Source organism: Streptomyces zaomyceticus (assembly GCF_014656215.1).
Taxonomy (GTDB): Bacteria; Actinomycetota; Actinomycetes; order Streptomycetales; family Streptomycetaceae; genus Streptomyces; species Streptomyces zaomyceticus.
Genome location: NZ_BNBZ01000007.1, coordinates 109,534 through 124,481, shown reverse-complemented (window position 1 = coordinate 124,481; position 14,948 = coordinate 109,534). Strand labels below are relative to the sequence as shown.

19 protein-coding genes and 3 tRNA genes are annotated in these 14,948 nt (G+C 72.1%); 12 read left to right on the top strand and 10 right to left on the bottom strand.

All coding sequences use genetic code 11. From position 1 onward, the window contains the following. The first annotated feature begins 20 nt into the window (after positions 1-20). From mscL to IE311_RS12390, 4 genes are all read left to right on the top strand, one after another. Positions 21-476 carry a large conductance mechanosensitive channel protein MscL gene (gene mscL / locus IE311_RS12405; RefSeq protein WP_189831674.1) on the top strand — a complete coding sequence of 152 codons (456 nt, stop codon included), beginning with the start codon at positions 21-23 and terminating at the stop codon, positions 474-476. A 185-nt stretch (positions 477-661) separates the two neighbouring features. Next, complete coding sequence (gene htpX, locus IE311_RS12400; RefSeq protein ID WP_189831673.1) at positions 662-1,525, top strand: zinc metalloprotease HtpX; 864 nt, start codon at positions 662-664, stop codon at positions 1,523-1,525. Then, on the top strand, positions 1,522-1,929 hold the full coding sequence (locus IE311_RS12395) for a YccF domain-containing protein (RefSeq protein WP_189831672.1): 408 nt from the start codon (positions 1,522-1,524) through the stop codon (positions 1,927-1,929). Before htpX ends, IE311_RS12395 begins: the two co-directional genes overlap by 4 nt. A gap of 7 nt (positions 1,930-1,936) precedes the next feature. Continuing rightward, positions 1,937-2,953, top strand: coding sequence for a barstar family protein (locus IE311_RS12390; RefSeq protein ID WP_189831671.1), 1,017 nt, complete (start codon positions 1,937-1,939; stop codon positions 2,951-2,953). Here the strand turns inward: IE311_RS12390 and IE311_RS12385 are convergent. The 4 genes from IE311_RS12385 to IE311_RS12370 all read right to left on the bottom strand — a co-directional run bounded on the left by IE311_RS12385 (position 2,919) and on the right by IE311_RS12370 (position 5,913). Beyond that, on the bottom strand, positions 2,919-4,157 hold the full coding sequence (locus IE311_RS12385) for an APC family permease (RefSeq protein WP_189831670.1): 1,239 nt from the start codon (positions 4,155-4,157) through the stop codon (positions 2,919-2,921). The two genes, IE311_RS12390 and IE311_RS12385, sit on opposite strands and share 35 nt — an antisense overlap. A gap of 10 nt (positions 4,158-4,167) precedes the next feature. Then, a complete protein-coding gene (locus tag IE311_RS12380) occupies positions 4,168-4,824 on the bottom strand; it encodes an alpha-ketoglutarate-dependent dioxygenase AlkB family protein (RefSeq protein ID WP_189831669.1) in 657 nt (218 codons plus the stop codon). Beyond that, positions 4,821-5,318, bottom strand: a complete 498-nt coding sequence (locus IE311_RS12375) for a methylated-DNA--[protein]-cysteine S-methyltransferase (protein ID WP_189831668.1) — start codon at positions 5,316-5,318, stop codon at positions 4,821-4,823. Before IE311_RS12375 ends, IE311_RS12380 begins: the two co-directional genes overlap by 4 nt. 103 nt (positions 5,319-5,421) lie before the next feature. After that, the gene (locus IE311_RS12370; protein WP_189831667.1) at positions 5,422-5,913 is read right to left on the bottom strand and encodes a YajQ family cyclic di-GMP-binding protein; all 492 of its coding nucleotides are present in this window, start codon (positions 5,911-5,913) and stop codon (positions 5,422-5,424) included. Between the two features lie 168 nt (positions 5,914-6,081). Between IE311_RS12370 and IE311_RS12365 the strand changes: the two genes are divergently transcribed. After that, positions 6,082-6,163 (top strand) — tRNA-Tyr (locus IE311_RS12365). 246 nt (positions 6,164-6,409) lie between these two features. Here the strand turns inward: IE311_RS12365 and IE311_RS12360 are convergent. From IE311_RS12360 to IE311_RS12345, 4 genes are all read right to left on the bottom strand, one after another. Continuing rightward, positions 6,410-6,787, bottom strand: a complete 378-nt coding sequence (locus IE311_RS12360) for a hypothetical protein (protein WP_189831666.1) — start codon at positions 6,785-6,787, stop codon at positions 6,410-6,412. A gap of 3 nt (positions 6,788-6,790) precedes the next feature. Continuing rightward, on the bottom strand, positions 6,791-7,351 hold the full coding sequence (locus IE311_RS12355; RefSeq protein WP_229901870.1) for a DUF6313 family protein: 561 nt from the start codon (positions 7,349-7,351) through the stop codon (positions 6,791-6,793). Positions 7,352-7,698: 347 nt separating this feature from the next. Beyond that, positions 7,699-8,355 (bottom strand): NAD(P)H-binding protein, encoded by a 657-nt coding sequence (locus IE311_RS12350; RefSeq protein ID WP_189831665.1) that lies wholly within the window; start codon positions 8,353-8,355, stop codon positions 7,699-7,701. Positions 8,356-8,357: 2 nt separating this feature from the next. Then, on the bottom strand, positions 8,358-9,635 hold the full coding sequence (locus tag IE311_RS12345) for an amidohydrolase family protein (protein ID WP_189831664.1): 1,278 nt from the start codon (positions 9,633-9,635) through the stop codon (positions 8,358-8,360). A gap of 208 nt (positions 9,636-9,843) precedes the next feature. On the opposite strand from IE311_RS12345, the gene IE311_RS12340 reads away from it, so the two are divergent. The 6 genes from IE311_RS12340 to IE311_RS12315 all read left to right on the top strand — a co-directional run bounded on the left by IE311_RS12340 (position 9,844) and on the right by IE311_RS12315 (position 12,460). Further along, positions 9,844-9,916, top strand: a tRNA-Thr gene (locus IE311_RS12340). A gap of 43 nt (positions 9,917-9,959) precedes the next feature. Continuing rightward, a tRNA-Met gene (locus IE311_RS12335) sits at positions 9,960-10,032 on the top strand. Positions 10,033-10,118: 86 nt separating this feature from the next. After that, positions 10,119-10,283: a 50S ribosomal protein L33 gene (rpmG, locus tag IE311_RS12330; RefSeq protein WP_003956487.1), complete on the top strand. Its 165-nt coding sequence runs from the start codon at positions 10,119-10,121 to the stop codon at positions 10,281-10,283. An 82-nt stretch (positions 10,284-10,365) separates the two neighbouring features. Further along, entirely contained in the window at positions 10,366-10,818 is a 453-nt protein-coding gene (locus tag IE311_RS12325; protein WP_189831663.1) for a MaoC family dehydratase N-terminal domain-containing protein, read from the top strand. 2 nt (positions 10,819-10,820) lie between these two features. After that, positions 10,821-11,249: a MaoC family dehydratase gene (locus IE311_RS12320; RefSeq protein ID WP_189831662.1), complete on the top strand. Its 429-nt coding sequence runs from the start codon at positions 10,821-10,823 to the stop codon at positions 11,247-11,249. Positions 11,250-11,401: 152 nt separating this feature from the next. After that, positions 11,402-12,460, top strand: a complete 1,059-nt coding sequence (locus IE311_RS12315) for a UDP-N-acetylmuramate dehydrogenase (RefSeq protein ID WP_189831661.1) — start codon at positions 11,402-11,404, stop codon at positions 12,458-12,460. 38 nt (positions 12,461-12,498) lie between these two features. Here the strand turns inward: IE311_RS12315 and IE311_RS12310 are convergent, their stop codons facing one another. Next, a complete protein-coding gene (locus IE311_RS12310) occupies positions 12,499-13,131 on the bottom strand; it encodes an NAD(P)-dependent oxidoreductase (RefSeq protein WP_189831660.1) in 633 nt (210 codons plus the stop codon). 87 nt (positions 13,132-13,218) lie between these two features. Here IE311_RS12310 and IE311_RS12305 point away from each other — a divergent pair, with 87 nt between their 5' ends. Beyond that, complete coding sequence (locus IE311_RS12305; RefSeq protein WP_189831659.1) at positions 13,219-13,827, top strand: TetR/AcrR family transcriptional regulator; 609 nt, start codon at positions 13,219-13,221, stop codon at positions 13,825-13,827. A 58-nt stretch (positions 13,828-13,885) separates the two neighbouring features. Here IE311_RS12305 and IE311_RS12300 read toward each other — a convergent pair whose 3' ends face one another. Further along, the gene (locus IE311_RS12300; protein ID WP_189831658.1) at positions 13,886-14,905 is read right to left on the bottom strand and encodes an adenosine deaminase; all 1,020 of its coding nucleotides are present in this window, start codon (positions 14,903-14,905) and stop codon (positions 13,886-13,888) included. Positions 14,906-14,948 lie beyond the last annotated feature (43 nt).

Sequence of the window (14,948 nt, the reverse complement as noted above, 5' to 3'; positions counted from 1 at the left end):
ACACCGAGGAGCAACACCCCGTGCTGAACGGATTCAAGGACTTCATACTGCGCGGGAACGTCATCTCGATGGCCATCGGTCTGGCCGTCGGAACGGCGTTCACCGCTGTCGTCACCGGCTTCAGCAAGGCCTTCATCACCCCCCTCATCGGACTCGCCACCGGCTCCGTCGGCAACTTCAACGACGCGCAGTTCCACGTCGGCAAGACCGTCTTCCCCTACGGCCTCGCGATCTCCGCGACCATCGCCTTCGTCATCACCGCCGCGGTGCTCTACTTCCTGATCGTCGCCCCGCTGGCGAAGGTCCAGGCGAAGTTCGCCAAGGAGGAGGCCGCCGACCCCAAGACCGAGAAGCGCGACTGCCCCCGCTGCTTCACCGAGATCCCGGCCATCGCCTCCCGCTGCGCCCACTGCACCAGCGAGGTCGAGCCCGTGGCCGTCACCCTGGAGAAGTTCGGCGTCCCGACGCCCCGCTGATCACCCGAACGGCCCACACCCGCCCGCGGCGGCCCCCGGTACGGCCGGGGGAACCCGAACCTCCCGCCTGGCGTTGACCAGTACGGAAGGGTCCACTGGACCTGGAGGTCCCTCCCGGAAGAAGTCCGGGGGAGGACGACCACGACGTAAAGGGTTCCCCTGCCGCACCACTTGGAGGGCGTACCGTGCACCGCCGGCACAACGGGCTGAGGACCGCCGTACTCCTCGGAGGGCTCTCCGCCCTCATCATTCTCATCGGCAGCTTCTTCGGTCGTACGGGGCTGATCGTCGCGCTGTTCGTGGCGATCGGCACCAACGCGTACGCGTACTGGAACAGCGACAAGCTGGCACTGCGGGCCATGCGCGCCCGTCCGGTCAGCGAGTTCGAGGCGCCCGCGCTCTACAGGATGGTGCGGGAGCTCTCCACCCAGGCGCGTCAGCCCATGCCCCGGCTCTACATCTCGCCGACCCAGGCGCCGAACGCCTTCGCGACCGGCCGCAACCCGCGCAACGCCGCCGTCTGCTGCACCGAGGGCATCCTCGCGATCCTCGACGAGAGGGAGCTGCGCGGAGTCATCGGCCACGAGTTGAGCCATGTCTACAACCGGGACATCCTGATCTCGTCGGTGGCCGGAGCGCTCGCCTCCGTGATCATGTTCCTGGTGAACTTCGCCTGGCTGATCCCGGTCGGCCGCTCCAGCGACGACGACGGCCCGGGCATCCTCGGCTACCTCCTGGTGCTCATCCTCGGCCCGATCGCCGCCTCCGTCATCCAGCTGGCCATCTCCCGCTCCCGCGAGTACGAGGCGGACGCCTCCGGAGCCCAGCTCACCGGCGACCCGCTCGCCCTGGCCAGCGCCCTGCGGAAGCTGGAGGCGGGCACCAAGCAGCTTCCGCTGCCCCCCGAGCCGAGGATCGAGACCGCGAGCCACATGATGATCGCGAACCCGTTCCGGCCGGGAAAGGGCCTCTCCAAGATGTTCTCCACCCACCCGCCGATGGCCGAGCGGATCGCCCGGCTCGAACAGATGGCAGGTCGACGCCCGTGAAAACGATCCTCAACGTCATATGGCTGGTGCTCTGCGGATTCTGGATGTTCCTGGGCTACATGCTCGCGGGCGTCCTGCTCTGCATCACGATCATCGGCATCCCCTTCGGTCTCGCCGCCTTCCGTATCGGCATCTACGCGCTGTGGCCCTTCGGGCACACGGTCGTGGACCGGGCGGACGCGGGCGCGCCCTCCTGCGTGGGCAACGTCCTGTGGCTGATCCTCGCCGGCTGGTGGCTCGCCCTCGGCCACATCACCACCGGCATCGCCCTCTGCATCACGATCATCGGCATCCCGCTGGGCATCGCGAACTTCAAGATGATCCCGATCTCGCTGCTGCCCCTCGGCAAGGAGATCGTCCCCACGGACCAGGCGTACGCCGGGTACACCTACCAGGGCCGCTGAGGGCCCGGTGCACCACCCGAAGTACGCCCTGGTCTCCGGCACGTACGCGGTCGCGCTCTGCAAGGACGTCGACGGCCTGTACGGGAACCCCGTCCCGCCGCCCCGCTCGGTCCACGAGCTGCGCGGCTGCGAACCGCGCGGCGAGCTGGCCCGCGCCGTCACCCAGGCCGTCGTCGAGGGCTCGGCCCCCCTCGGCACGCTCCACGTCCGGACGCCCGACGGCCACACGTGGCTCTTCGAGGAGGCCCGCGTGCTCGGCGCCCGCGGCGACGTCGTCACCGTCGAGTCCTCGGGCCCCCGCCGGTCGTACACGGGCGCCGCCGCCCACCCCTGCGGGAACCTGGTCCCCGTCCCGCCCCCGGAACCGCCGGAGCCGACCCGCACCGAGGTCACCTTCGTCGGCTGCTCCCCGCGCGGGGAGCTCCGCGACGCCCTGGCGGCCGGCGAGGAGGAGTTCGCCGCCGTCCGCTACCAGGTCCTCGATCACGTGGGGAACACCCACCACGAGGCCGAGGCGGGCCACGTCACCGGCTGGGACACCTCCGCCCATCACCACGGACTGCTCGACCTGACGGTGTCCTTCCCCCTGGCCGGTCTGATCCCGCACCAGTCCCGCGAGGTCTGGGACCTGTGGCACCGCGACCGGCCCGCCGAACCCGGCACCTGGCGGCGGTTCACCGGAGCGGCGCGCGGCGAGTGGCTGAACCAGGCCGCCCGCCGGTCGTACGGTGCCCCGGAGATCACCCCGGACGCCACGTACCACCTCGACGGCGGCGACGTCGTCGACGAGGACTCCTTCCTGTGCGCCCTGGGAGAGGCCGTCCTCGGCCCCGGCCGCGGCCTCGCCGTCGGGGCGCCCCGGGCGGTGGGCGAGCTGCTGGCGGGCACCACCCTCGTCTGGCGGCACGCGGACGTGGCCCGGAGATGCCTGGGAGTCCAGCCGTGGAGCGATCGCCGCCCCGCGACGTTCCAGGAGTTCGTCGACGGACTCAGGGACGCGGGGGTACGGCTCGTCCTCGACTGACCGCCCACGCCACCACGCCGGCCGCGACGACCCCCGACCCCGCGAGGACGGACCCGAGCGGCAGCGCGAACGCCAGCGCCGCGCACCCGGCGAGGCCCACCGCCGCGAGCGGCCGGTGGGCGGGGCCCAGGGTCCAGACGGCGGCGTTCGCGATCCCGTAGTAGACGAGCACCCCGAAGGACGAGAAGCCGATCGCACCCCGCACGTCCACGGTCGCGGCCACCACGGCCACCACCGCGCCCACCGCGAGCTCGGCCCGGTGCGGCACCTGGAACCGGGGGTGCACCACGGCGAGCGCGGTCGGCAGATAGGCGTCCCGGGCCATCGCCAGGGTCGTACGGGACACCCCGAGGATCAGCGAGAGCAGCGAGCCGAGCGCCGCCACGGCCGCGCCCACCGCGACCACCGGCACCAGCCCGTCGGCGCCCGCCGCGCGGACCGCGTCCGTCAGCGGGGCGGAGGAGTCGGCGAGGGCGTCGGCACCGAGGACACCGAGCACGCCCACCGCGACGAGCACATAGACCACGAGCGTGATCCCGAGCGCCACCGGCACGGCCCGGGGGATCGTCCGGGCCGGATCTCGGACCTCCTCGCCGAGCGTCGCGATCCGCGCGTACCCCGCGAATGCGAAGAAGAGCAAACCCGACGCCTGGAGGACGCCGCCGGCGGTGAGCTCCCCGCCGGGCGCGAGCGGTGCCGCCCCGCCGGCCTCCAGGGTCACCACGACGACCGCGGCGAGCACCGCGAGAACGAGCCCCACGATCACCCGCACGAGCAGCGCGGACTTCTGAACTCCCCTGTAATTGACGGCCGTCAGGGCCACCACGGCGGCCACCGCGACGGCGTGCGCCTGCTCCGGCCACACATACGCCCCGACGGTCAGCGCCATGGCCGCGCACGAGGCCGTCTTGCCGACCACGAACGCCCAGCCGGCCAGATACCCCCAGAACGACCCCAGGCATTCGCGACCGTACACATAGGTGCCGCCGGAACGGGGGTACCGGGCCGCGAGCCGGGCCGAGGCCATCGCGTTGCAGTACGCCACCACGGCGGCGACCCCGAGCGCCACGAGCAGCCCGCCCCCGGACCCGGCCGCCCCCGCGGCCGGCCCGAGCGCGACGAAGATCCCGGCGCCGACCATGGCGCCGAGCCCGATCACGACAGCGTCGAGAAGACCGAGGGACCGCCGCAGCTCAGCACTCATGCGCCGCAGCCTAGGGGGAGTCCCGGAGCCCGGTCTCGCGGAGGGTGATGTTGAGCCGGCCGGTGAGCCCGAGCGCCGGATCGGCCGTCCCCGGCCAGACCTTGGGCACGCCGTGGTGCACCCACCTCGACGGCCCGCCGAACACGAAGAGGTCCCCGGAGGCCAGCTCGACGTCCCGGTACGGCCGCCCCCGGCCCTCCTCGTTGCCGAACCGGAAGACACACCGGTCCCCGAGGCTCAGCGACACCACCGGCGCGCCCGAACGCTCCTCGCGGTCCTGGTGCATCCCCATCCGCGCCCCCGGCGCGTAGAAGTTCACGAGCGCGGTGTCGGGCGCGAAGGCGCCGCCGTCACCGCCGCCGTACGCCTCGTCCCCGTACGCCTCGACGAGCGCCTCCCGCCCGAGGGCGACCAGCCACTCGGGCAGGGGAACACCGACGGAGTCGAGATAGCGGTACGGCACCCACTGCCGGCCCAGGCACAGCGACCGGACCGACATGACACCGCCGCCGGGCAGCACGGTCTGCCGGTAGGGAACCGGCCCGCGCCCCCACTCCCGGCAGGCGTCCACCAGCTCCCGCTGCCGCCCGGGCGGCAGCCACCCGGGCACGTGCACGGCGCCGGGCGCGACCATGGCCCGCTCGCGGGGAAAGAGCCCCTCGGTCACACCGGGGCTCCCTCCAGGCCGAGGAGCCGCTCCTTGCGCTCCAGCCCGGCGGCGTACCCGCGCAGGGACCCGTCGGCCCCGACCACCCGGTGACAGGGCCGGACCACGAGCAGCGGATTGCGTCCGATGGCGGTCCCCACGGCCCGCACCCCGGCGCCGGAGGAGCCGACCCGCCGGGCGATCTCCCCGTACGAGACGGTCGTGCCGTACGGGATCTCCTCCAGGGCCCGCCAGACGCGCCGCTGGAAGTCGGTCCCGGCGTCGGTGGCGAGCGGCAGCTCGAACCGGTCCCGCCGCCCGTCGAAGTACTCCCCGAGCTGCTCGACGACCTCGCCGAACGCCTCGGGCGCCCGGGTCCACCCGTCCTCGACCTCGACGGCGCCCTTCTGCCCCGGCAGGGACAGCGAGCGCAGCACGGCACGGCCCCCTTCGGCGAGCTGCCCGACCAGCAGCATCTCGCCCAGGGGGCCGTCGGCGTACGCGTACACGGTCATGGCTGGTTCCTCTCCCGCACGGGTCTTCCACGTCCAGTGTGCGGGGCCCGCCGAGCCTCGGGCTGGCGGAATTCGGACACGAGCCTCAGGACCTGCCGAGAGCTCAGCGGTAGTTCACGAACTGGATCGCGAAGTCGAAGTCCTTGCCCTTGAGCAGCGCCTGCACGGCCTGCAGGTCGTCCCGGCTCTTCGAGCTGACCCGCAGCTCGTCACCCTGGACCTGCGCCTTGACGCCCTTGGGGCCCTCGTCCCGGATGGTCTTCGCGACCTTCTTGGCGTTCTCCTGGGAGATGCCCTCGGTGACCGAGGCGAAGAGCTTGTACTCCTTGCCGGACAGCTGCGGGTCACCCTCGACGTCCAGCGTCTTCAGCGAGATGCCGCGCTTGATCAGCTTGGTCTGGAAGATGTCGAGGATCGCCAGGACGCGCTCCTCGCCGTTCGCCTGCATGAGGATCTTCTCGCCCGACCACGCGATCGAGGCGTTGGTTCCCTTGAAGTCGTAACGCTGCGAGATCTCCTTCACGGCCTGGTTGAGGGCGTTGTCGACCTCCTGCCGCTCGACCTTGGACACGATGTCGAAACTGGAGTCGGCCATGACTCGTGGCTCCTTGCTCGGATGCTGGGGTACCCCCAAAGCCTAGGGGGTGCACCACGGCCCGAACGGCTGATCAATCCGGTGGCGTAGCACCCCCCGGGATCAGGTATTGTTTACGTCGTTGCCACGGAACACCGCAGCAAAGCGGCTCCACGGCAGCAATCTCATGGCGATGTGCCCGAGTGGCCAATGGGAGCGGACTGTAAATCCGTCGGCTTAGCCTACCCAGGTTCGAATCCTGGCGTCGCCACGCGATATGAACGGCCCCTGATCTGCGGAAACGCGATCAGGGGCCGTTTGCGTGTAAAGGTGTGACCGGGGCCGACTGTCTCGCCCTGTTCCGCTGAATCACCCTGTCCACCAGCGTGTCCGGACGGGCCGTGGACGGGAATTCCGGCCCGCCGCGCCGCGGCCGGGGAGACGGTCACGGCCATGGCGGGCGGTATCTCCTTTGACTGCGGTCCGAGTACACACCGGCTGCGACCTGCGGCAACGCTCACCGCCGGCGGTTCGGGTTGTCGGGGTTGTCGGGGTTATCCGGGTTGTGCGACGGCAGGGGCTCGTCGGGCGGTCTCGGCAGGATGGGCAGCGGTGTCATGCCCTCCGTGCGGGTCCAGGTCCGGTAGCCGGCCGGCTCGGCGGGGAGATAGGTCTCCGGCTCCGCGGGGCGGAACTCCTCCTCGGGGACACCGGCGACTTCGAGCAGGTCCACCAGCATCTGACTGGTCAGCGGGCCGTTCATGTGGTCCGCGACGTCCTCGGCGCCCCAGCGGATGACGGTCTCCGCCGCCCGGGTCAGACCCTCCGCGGTGGCCGTCGGAAAGGCCAGGGCGAGCGAGGCGCGCACGATTTCGACCGCGTCTTCGGAACGCACGGCTCACCGCCTTCTTTCGCACACGATGCAGAGCCCGGTGTGGGCCGTGTAGCCAAGGGCCAGCTTGCCCGTGTTCTGAGCCTGCCTGAGGCACTCGTGCCGGTCGAGATGAGCGTACTGCTGCGTCGACATCATGTCCCTGATGTAGACCTCCCAGTGGTCCTGGGCCTTGGCCCAGTCGTTGCGGTGCGCGACGCGAACCCAGCCGTCCACGAACTCCTGCCGCGCGTACGAGCCGTGGAAGTACGAGCTCAGGTCGTCGATGAGGCCCGGCGGCCGGAGACGCTGGCTCAACTTCCGCTGCTGGAAGAGCGTGTTGGTCGAGATGGACTTCACCCGGCTGATGCGCTCGGCGATCACATGGCCGGCGAATCCACCGATGATGGCCGGGACGACGAGCCAGCCGATCAGCGACGACGTCCACAGAAGGCCGTGCTTCGGCGGGTCGATCAGGGTGAACGAGCGATAGACGTGGCTGGGACTGGTCGCCCGCGCCGCCAGGACGTACACCAGCGCCAGGACGGCGGCGATGGGCACGCCCCAGTCCAGGATCCACTGGGTCACGCCCTTCAGTGCCTTGCGTGACCGCCAGGCGCGACGCAGACGCTTGAGGAGGCGCCGGCGCCCGGGTGGCAGATTGAGCTGGGGTGGGATCGGAATAGGCCCATTGATCACGTCGTACCCCCCGGACTGTCGTGAATCCCGCACGCGTGCCGCGAGCAACTCGCGTGACGCGTGGGCAGATTGTGCCGCAGAGGGGTGGGCGGAGGGAAACGACGGCGGAAGGTCCCCGGCGCGGTGCGCCGGGGACCTTCCGTGTCTCGCGGGTTCCTGCGGCGGCCGACGGGGCCGCCTGGGCCTCCCAGGAGCCTCTGCCCCGCCCCCGTGGGCCTCGGCCGCCGTTCCGTCGGTCAGTTGCCGGCCACGTCCTTCACCGCGACCGACAGCGGGGTCGGGCCCGTGGTGAGCTCCAGGGTCAGGCCGGCCGTCGCCGGGGTGTCCAGGAGTTCGGCGAGGGTCGCGGCCACGTCGTCGCGGGGGACCGGGCCACGGCCCGTGCGGGCCTCCAGGCGGACCAGGCCGGTGCCCGCGTCGTCCGTCAGCTGGCCGGGGCGCAGGATCGTCCAGTCCAGGGTCGTGCGGGAGCGGACCGCGTCGTCCGCCGCCCCCTTGGCGCGGAGGTACGCGTCGAAGATCCCGTCGCCCGTGTGCGTCGCGTCCGCGCCCATCGACGAGACGACGATGTAGCGCCGCACGCCCGCCCGTTCGGCCGCGTCCGCGAAGAGGATCGCCGCCGCGCGGTCCACCGTGTCCTTGCGGTCCACGCCGCTGCCCGGCCCCGCGCCCGCGGCGAAGACGGCCGCGTCGGCGCCCTGGAGGACGGCGGCGACCATCTCGACCGACGCCGACTCCAGGTCCAGGATCACCGGCTCGGCCCCCGCGTCCCGCAGGTCTCCGGCCTGTTCCGGTCTGCGGATGATTCCCGCGACCTCGTGCCCGTGCGCCGAGAGCAGCCTCTCCAGGCGCAGGGCGATCTGTCCGTGTCCTCCAGCGATGACGATGCGCATACTCACGACCGTACGACGGGACCGGCCGGAGGGCTTCCCGGCTCGGGGGGCCGCTCCGGGCGGGCCTGGCGCGGCAGATCGAGCGCCGCCGCCGAGTCGCAGTACTCCCGCACCGCGCTGGTCCTGGCCACCACCCGCCCCCGGTGCACCACGATCCGGCTGTACGCGAGGGACAGCACGCCCGAGAGGCGCTCGCCGCGCACCGCGAGCAGCTCGGCCGGGAAGCCGGCCTCCACCCGTACCTCCGGCAGGCCCGTCGCGGACCGCGCCTCGGCGCTCACCGCCGCGTACGCCTCCTCCGGCGACAACCCGCCGAGCGAGGCCAGCAGGTACGCCGCCTCCAGCGGGTCCCCGCGGCCCACCGGGTTGGCCACGTCCCGCATCGCCCCGCTGCCCGCCGCGACCCGCACCCCGGCCGCCCGCAGCAGCCGTACCGGGGCCGCGCCCCGCCGTTCCGTGCTTCCGCAGCCGCCCTGCGGCAGACAGACCACGGTCACCCCGGCCGCGGCGAGTCCGTCCGCCGTCCGCCGTGCCGCGTCGGCGGGGAGCCGGCCGAGCCCGGCGCACGGGCCGATCGTCACACCGGGCCGCAGCCCGCCGGCCATGGCGGCGAGCCGGGCGAGCCTGGCCGGGTCGTCGCCGTCGGTGTGCAGGTCGACCGGGACGCCGTGCTCGGCCGCGACCTCCAGGACCGCCTCCACGTATCCGGCCGGATCGGGGTCGAGGTCCGGGCAGCCGCCGACCACCCCGGCGCCCATCTTCACCGCGTCCCTGAGCATCGCGAGACCGTCGGCGCCCGCCACCCCGGTGAGCAGCCGGGGCACCGCGACCGCGGTCAGGTCCACCAGGCCGCGCAGGGAGCGCCGGGCCTGGAGGACGGCTTCGAGCGGGCCGAGCGCGTGCACGTCGCCGATCCGCACGTGCGCGCGCTGCGCGGTGGCGCCGTGGCCGAGCTGGAGGAGCGCCGCCTCGGTGGCGCGGCGCTGGACGTCCTCGGGGGCGTAGGAGACCGGCCCGGGGGAGTCGGCGGAGAGCGCGGTGTCGGCGTGCGCGTGGGGTTCGGCGGCGGCGGGCAGCAGCAGATAGCCGGCCAGGTCCACGCGCGCGCCCACGGCGGCGAGGCTGCCGGCCGTCCCGACCGCCTCGATCCGGCCGCCGGCGAGCCGTACGTCGACGTTCCGTCCGTCGGTGAGCCGGGCGTGGGAGAGCAGGAGCGAGGTCGAGTCGGCCGTGGCGGCCCCGTCCTCGGGCGGCTGGGGCTGCTTGCTTTCGGCTGACATCGGGGGCTCCTTCAAGGCTCCTCAGATCAAGATCACGAAGCGTGGGGCCGAGCCTAGGGGCGCTCGGACCGACCTTCGAGGAGGAGCGCAATAGTCGTACCGATGAGGCCACGAGTGGCGTACGGGACGCCTGGTGAGGGCCGTCGGACGGGCGCCGGGAAACGGATTTGGGTGATGGGCGGGAGACCGTGTAATGTCTTCCTCGCTCGCCCCAATAGCTCAGTCGGTAGAGCGTCTCCATGGTAAGGAGAAGGTCTACGGTTCGATTCCGTATTGGGGCTCTGGTGAGAAGGACCCGTCCTCGGGCGGGATCCGGATCATCAAAGCGGTGTAGCTCAGTCGGTAGAGCAAGCGGCTCATAATCGCTGTGTCACCGGTTCAAGTCCGGTCACCGCTACACACAGTAGCCGATTGTGGGGTCGGTCCTTCGATCGGCTACTCTTTCATGCGTTCATCCGTCCCATCCGTCCAAGGAGCACTCACGTGGCTGCCACCGACGTCCGCCCGAAGATCACGCTGGCCTGCGTGGAGTGCAAGGAGCGGAACTACATCACCAAGAAGAACCGGCGTAACAACCCGGACCGTCTTGAGATGAAGAAGCACTGCCCCCGCTGCAACTCGCACACTGCGCACCGCGAGACGCGCTAATCAGGCTCGTACACGAGGCCGTCCCCACTCGGGGGCGGCCTCGTGTCGTTTGTCGGCAACAAATCCAGGAGGTATCGAGTCCATGGCGCTCGACCAGTCCTTCGTGGGCCGGACCTATCCGCCCACCCCGCCCTACGAGGTCGGCCGCGAGAAGATCCGCGAGTTCGCCGAGGCGATCGGGGACGCCAATCCCGCGTACACCGACATCGAGGCGGCCAAGGGTCTCGGGCATTCCGATGTGATCGCCCCGCCCACGTTTGTGTTCGCCATCACATTCAAGGCGGCCGGCGCCGTCATCGAGGATCCGCAGCTGGGTCTCGACTACAGCCGGGTCGTCCACGGCGACCAGAAGTTCGCCTACACCCGGCCCGTACGCGCCGGGGACCGTCTCTCGGTCACCTCCACCATCGAGGCGATCAAGTCGATGGCGGGCAACGACATCCTGGACATCCGCGGCGAGGTCCACGACGCCTCCGGCGAGCACGTCGTCACCGCCTGGACGAAGCTCGTCTCCCGCGCACCCGAGGGGGCCTGACCATGACCGCCAAGATCGCCTACGACGAGGTCGAGGTCGGCACCGAGCTGCCCGCGCAGTCCTTCCCCGTGACGCGCGCCACACTCGTCCGGTACGCCGGCGCCTCGGGGGACTTCAACCCCATCCACTGGAACGAGAAGTTCGCGGTGGAGGTCGGCCTCCCCGACGTCATCGCCCACGGCATGTTCACCATGGCCGAGGCCGTCCGCGTCGTCACCGACTGGGCCGGCGACCCCGCCGCGGTCGTCGAGTACGGCGTCCGCTTCACCAAGCCCGTCGTCGTCCCCAACGACGACGAGGGCGCGCTGATCGAGGTCAGCGCCAAGGTCGCCGCCAAGCTGGACGACCAGCGGGTGCGGGTCGACCTGACCGCGATGTGCGCGGGGCAGAAGGTGCTGGGCATGTCCCGGGCCGTCGTCCGCCTCGCCTGATCCCACGAGCCGGGCACCACGAGCCCTGTCTCACGAGCCGGGCACTCCGAGCTCTGCCTCACGATCCGGGCTCCCCGAGTCCGGCGCCACGAGCCCGCCTCACGGGCGTCACGGGCCCGTCGCCGCGGCGACGGGCCCGTACCCTTGAGCCCGTGCAGCCTCTCCTCGACGCCCCCCTCGCGCCCCTGACCACCTTCCGGCTCGGCGGTCCCGCCACCCGGCTGGTCACCGCCACCACCGACGACGAAGTGGTCGCGGCCGTCCGCGAGGCCGACGCCACGGGGACGCCGCTGCTGGTCGTCGGCGGCGGCTCCAACCTCGTCATCGGGGACAAGGGCTTCGACGGCACGGCGCTGCGGATCGCGACCGAGGGCTTCGCCCTCGACGGGACGAAGCTGGAGCTCGCCGCCGGCGAGGTCTGGACCGACGCCGTCGCCCGGACCGTCGAGGCCGGACTCGCCGGGATCGAGTGCCTGGCCGGCATCCCCGGCTCGGCCGGTGCGACCCCGATCCAGAACGTCGGTGCCTACGGGCAGGACGTCTCCGCCACCGTGACCGAGGTCGTCGCCTACGACCGGCGCACGGAGGAGACCGTCACCCTCACCAACGCCGAGTGCGCCTTCTCGTACCGCCACAGCCTCTTCAAGGAGCACCCCGAGCGGTATGTGGTGCTGCGGGTCCGCTTCGAGCTGGAGGACGCGGACGGGATGTCCGCGCCGATCAAGTACGCCGAGACCGCCCGCGCCCTCGGCGTCGGGGCGGGGGACCGGGTGCCGCTCGCCGAGGCCCGCGAGACCGTGCTGCGGCTGCGCGCCGGCAAGGGCATGGTCCTGGACCCGGAGGACCACGACACCTGGTCGGCGGGCTCCTTCTTCACCAACCCGATCCTCACGGCCGGGGAGTACGAGACCTTCCTCGCGCGCGTGGCCGGGCGGCTCGGCGCGGACGTCACCCCGCCGGCCTTCCCCGCGGGCGAGGACGGCGCGGTGAAGACCTCCGCCGCCTGGCTGATCGACCGGGCCGGGTTCACCAAGGGGTACGGCTCCGGGCCCGCGCGGATCTCCACCAAGCACACGCTCGCCCTGACCAACCGGGGCGAGGCGACCACCGAGGACCTGCTGGCGCTGGCCCGCGAGGTCGTCGCCGGGGTCCACGAGGCCTTCGGGATCACCCTCGTCAACGAACCCGTCACGGTGGGCGTCGAGCTGTAGGCCGCTTCTCCGGATCGTGACCGGCCCGCGTGGCCCGGCTAGTACGCGACGCCCACGCCCTGCCTGACCGTGGCCGGGTCGTCGATCATCGCCAGCATCGCGTGCGCCACGTCCGCGCGGGCGAGGGACCGGCCCCGCGGCGGGGTGCCGCCGACGACCGTCCGGTAGCGGCCGGTGCCCTGCTTGTCCGTCAGCTTGGGCGGGCGTACGGACGTCCAGTCCGCGGTGCTCGCGGCGAGGTCCGACTCCATGGCCCGCAGATCGGCGTAGACGTCCTTCAGGACCGCGTTGACGATCGCGAGGACGGCCTTGTCCGCGAGGCCCTGGCCGTCCGGTACCGGGCCGACGGGGGCCGCGCTGACCACCAGGAGCCGGCGCACCTTCTCCGCCTCCATGGCCGTGAGCACCGAGCGGGTCAGCCGGGCGGCCACGCCCGCGTCCGCGCGGCTCCGGGCGCCGAGGCCCGAGAGCACCGCGTCCCGGCCGGTGAGCGCCCCGCGCAGGCTCTCCGGGTCGGAGAGGTCGGCGCGGAGGACCGTCAGCCGTCCGCCGGTCGCCGTGAGCCGCGCCGGGTCCCGTACGACCGCCGTCACCTCGTGGCCCGAGGCCAGTGCCTGGCCGACGATCTCCCGGCCGATGCCGCCGGTCGCGCCGAAGACTGTGAGCTTCATGTCGCACCCTCCAGGGGTGGGTAAGTGTTCACTCACCCCCAGGGTGGGTGGATACTCACTCACGCGTCAAGCGTGGCTGGAGGATGCATGGAACAGAAGCCGACCCGGGTGCGGATCGTGGACGCCGCCCGCGACCTCATGCGGACCGTGGGCCTCGCCCGCACCACGACCAAGGAGATCGCCAAGGCCGCCGGCTGCTCGGAAGCCGCGCTCTACAAGTACTTCTCCAGCAAGGAGGAGCTCTTCCTCGCGGTCCTCGACGAGCGGCTTCCCCGGCTCGGCGGGCTCCTCGACACACTCGCCGCCGACCCCGGCGGCCGTACCGTCGAGCAGAACCTCACGGAGATCGCCAGGCAGGCCGCCCTCTTCTACGAGCAGACCTTCCCGGTCGTCGCCTCCCTCTACGCGGAACCGCAGCTCAAGCAGCGCCACGAGGAGGCCATGCGGGCCTACGGCAAGGGCCCCCACAAGCCCGTCGAGGGCCTCACCGCCTATCTGCGGGCCGAGCAGCGGCACGGCCGCATCGCCGCCGACGCCGATCCGGCGGCCGCCGCCGCCCTGCTCCTGGGGGCGTGCGTCCAGCGCGCCTTCGTCTGGGAGATGAGCCCGGACCGCCGACCGCCGGACTCCCTCGACGACTTCGCGCGCGGCATCGCGCGCACCCTGACGGCGGGGATCTGCCGGAGGACCGACTGAGCCGGGTCGGCCGGACGAACCGCTGAGCGGAGCCGGCCGGAGGGACCGCTGGGCGGGATCAGCCCGCGATCCAGTCGTCGATCCCCGCGAGCAGCTTCGCCTGTACGTCCTCCGGCGCCGCCGAGCCCCGCACCGACTGCCGGGCCAGCTCCGCCAGCTCCCCGTCCGTGAACCCGTGGTGCCGGCGGGCGATCTCGTACTGCGCCGCGAGCCGTGAGCCGAAGAGCAGCGGGTCGTCCGCGCCCAGAGCCATCGGCACCCCCGCGTCGAAGAGGGTGCGCAGCGGTACGTCCTCGTGCTTCTCGTACACCCCGAGCGCCACATTGGAAGACGGGCAGACCTCGCAGGTCACCCCGCGCTCCGCGAGCTTCCGCAGCAGCCGCGGGTCCTCCGCCGACCGCACCCCGTGGCCGACCCGCGAGGCCCGCAGATCGTCCAGGCAGTCCCGTACCGACGCGGGACCCGTCAGCTCGCCGCCGTGCGGGGCCGCGAGGAGACCGCCCTCGCGCGCGATGGCGAAGGCCCGGTCGAAGTCCCGCGCCAGACCCCGCCGCTCGTCGTTGGAGAGCCCGAAGCCGACCACACCCCGGTCCGCGAACCGCACCGCGAGCCGGGCGAGCGTCCGCGCCTCCAGGGGGTGCTTCATCCGGTTCGCGGCGACGAGGACCCGCATGCCGAGACCGGTCTCCCGCGAGGCCGCGTCGACCGCGTCGAGGATGATCTCCAGGGCCGGGATGAGCCCGCCGAGGTGCGGGGCGTACGAGGTGGGGTCGACCTGGATCTCCAGCCAGCCGGAGCCGTCCCGGACGTCCTCCTGGGCCGCCTCGCGGACGAGCCGCTGGATGTCCTCGGGGGAGCGCAGGCAGGAGCGGGCGATGTCGTACAGCCGCTGGAAGCGGAACCAGCCGCGCTCGTCGGTCGCCCGCAGCTTCGGAGGCGTACCGCTGCTCAACGCCTCGGGGAGGTGCACGCCGTACTTGTCGGCCAGCTCGATGAGCGTCGTGGGCCGCATCGAACCGGTGAAGTGCAGGTGCAGATGGGCCTTGGGCAACAGGGTGAGATCGCGAACGTGCTCCATCGCCCGATCCTGCCGCACCCGAATGGACGAACGCAGCCCCTTT

What these genes read in the sequence shown, in the direction of transcription:
- IE311_RS12375 (WP_189831668.1), bottom strand. Translation starts at nt 5,318, where the DNA reads ATGACCGTGTACGCGTACGCCGACGGCCCCCTGGGCGAGATGCTGCTG.
- IE311_RS12385 (WP_189831670.1), bottom strand. Translation starts at nt 4,157, where the DNA reads ATGAGTGCTGAGCTGCGGCGGTCCCTCGGTCTTCTCGACGCTGTCGTG.
- IE311_RS12310 (WP_189831660.1), bottom strand. Translation starts at nt 13,131, where the DNA reads ATGAAGCTCACAGTCTTCGGCGCGACCGGCGGCATCGGCCGGGAGATC.
- IE311_RS12300 (WP_189831658.1), bottom strand. Translation starts at nt 14,905, where the DNA reads ATGGAGCACGTTCGCGATCTCACCCTGTTGCCCAAGGCCCATCTGCAC.
- IE311_RS12345 (WP_189831664.1), bottom strand. Translation starts at nt 9,635, where the DNA reads ATGTCAGCCGAAAGCAAGCAGCCCCAGCCGCCCGAGGACGGGGCCGCC.
- IE311_RS12350 (WP_189831665.1), bottom strand. Translation starts at nt 8,355, where the DNA reads ATGCGCATCGTCATCGCTGGAGGACACGGACAGATCGCCCTGCGCCTG.
- IE311_RS12305 (WP_189831659.1), top strand. Translation starts at nt 13,219, where the DNA reads ATGGAACAGAAGCCGACCCGGGTGCGGATCGTGGACGCCGCCCGCGAC.
- IE311_RS12370 (WP_189831667.1), bottom strand. Translation starts at nt 5,913, where the DNA reads ATGGCCGACTCCAGTTTCGACATCGTGTCCAAGGTCGAGCGGCAGGAG.
- IE311_RS12320 (WP_189831662.1), top strand. Translation starts at nt 10,821, where the DNA reads ATGACCGCCAAGATCGCCTACGACGAGGTCGAGGTCGGCACCGAGCTG.
- IE311_RS12325 (WP_189831663.1), top strand. Translation starts at nt 10,366, where the DNA reads ATGGCGCTCGACCAGTCCTTCGTGGGCCGGACCTATCCGCCCACCCCG.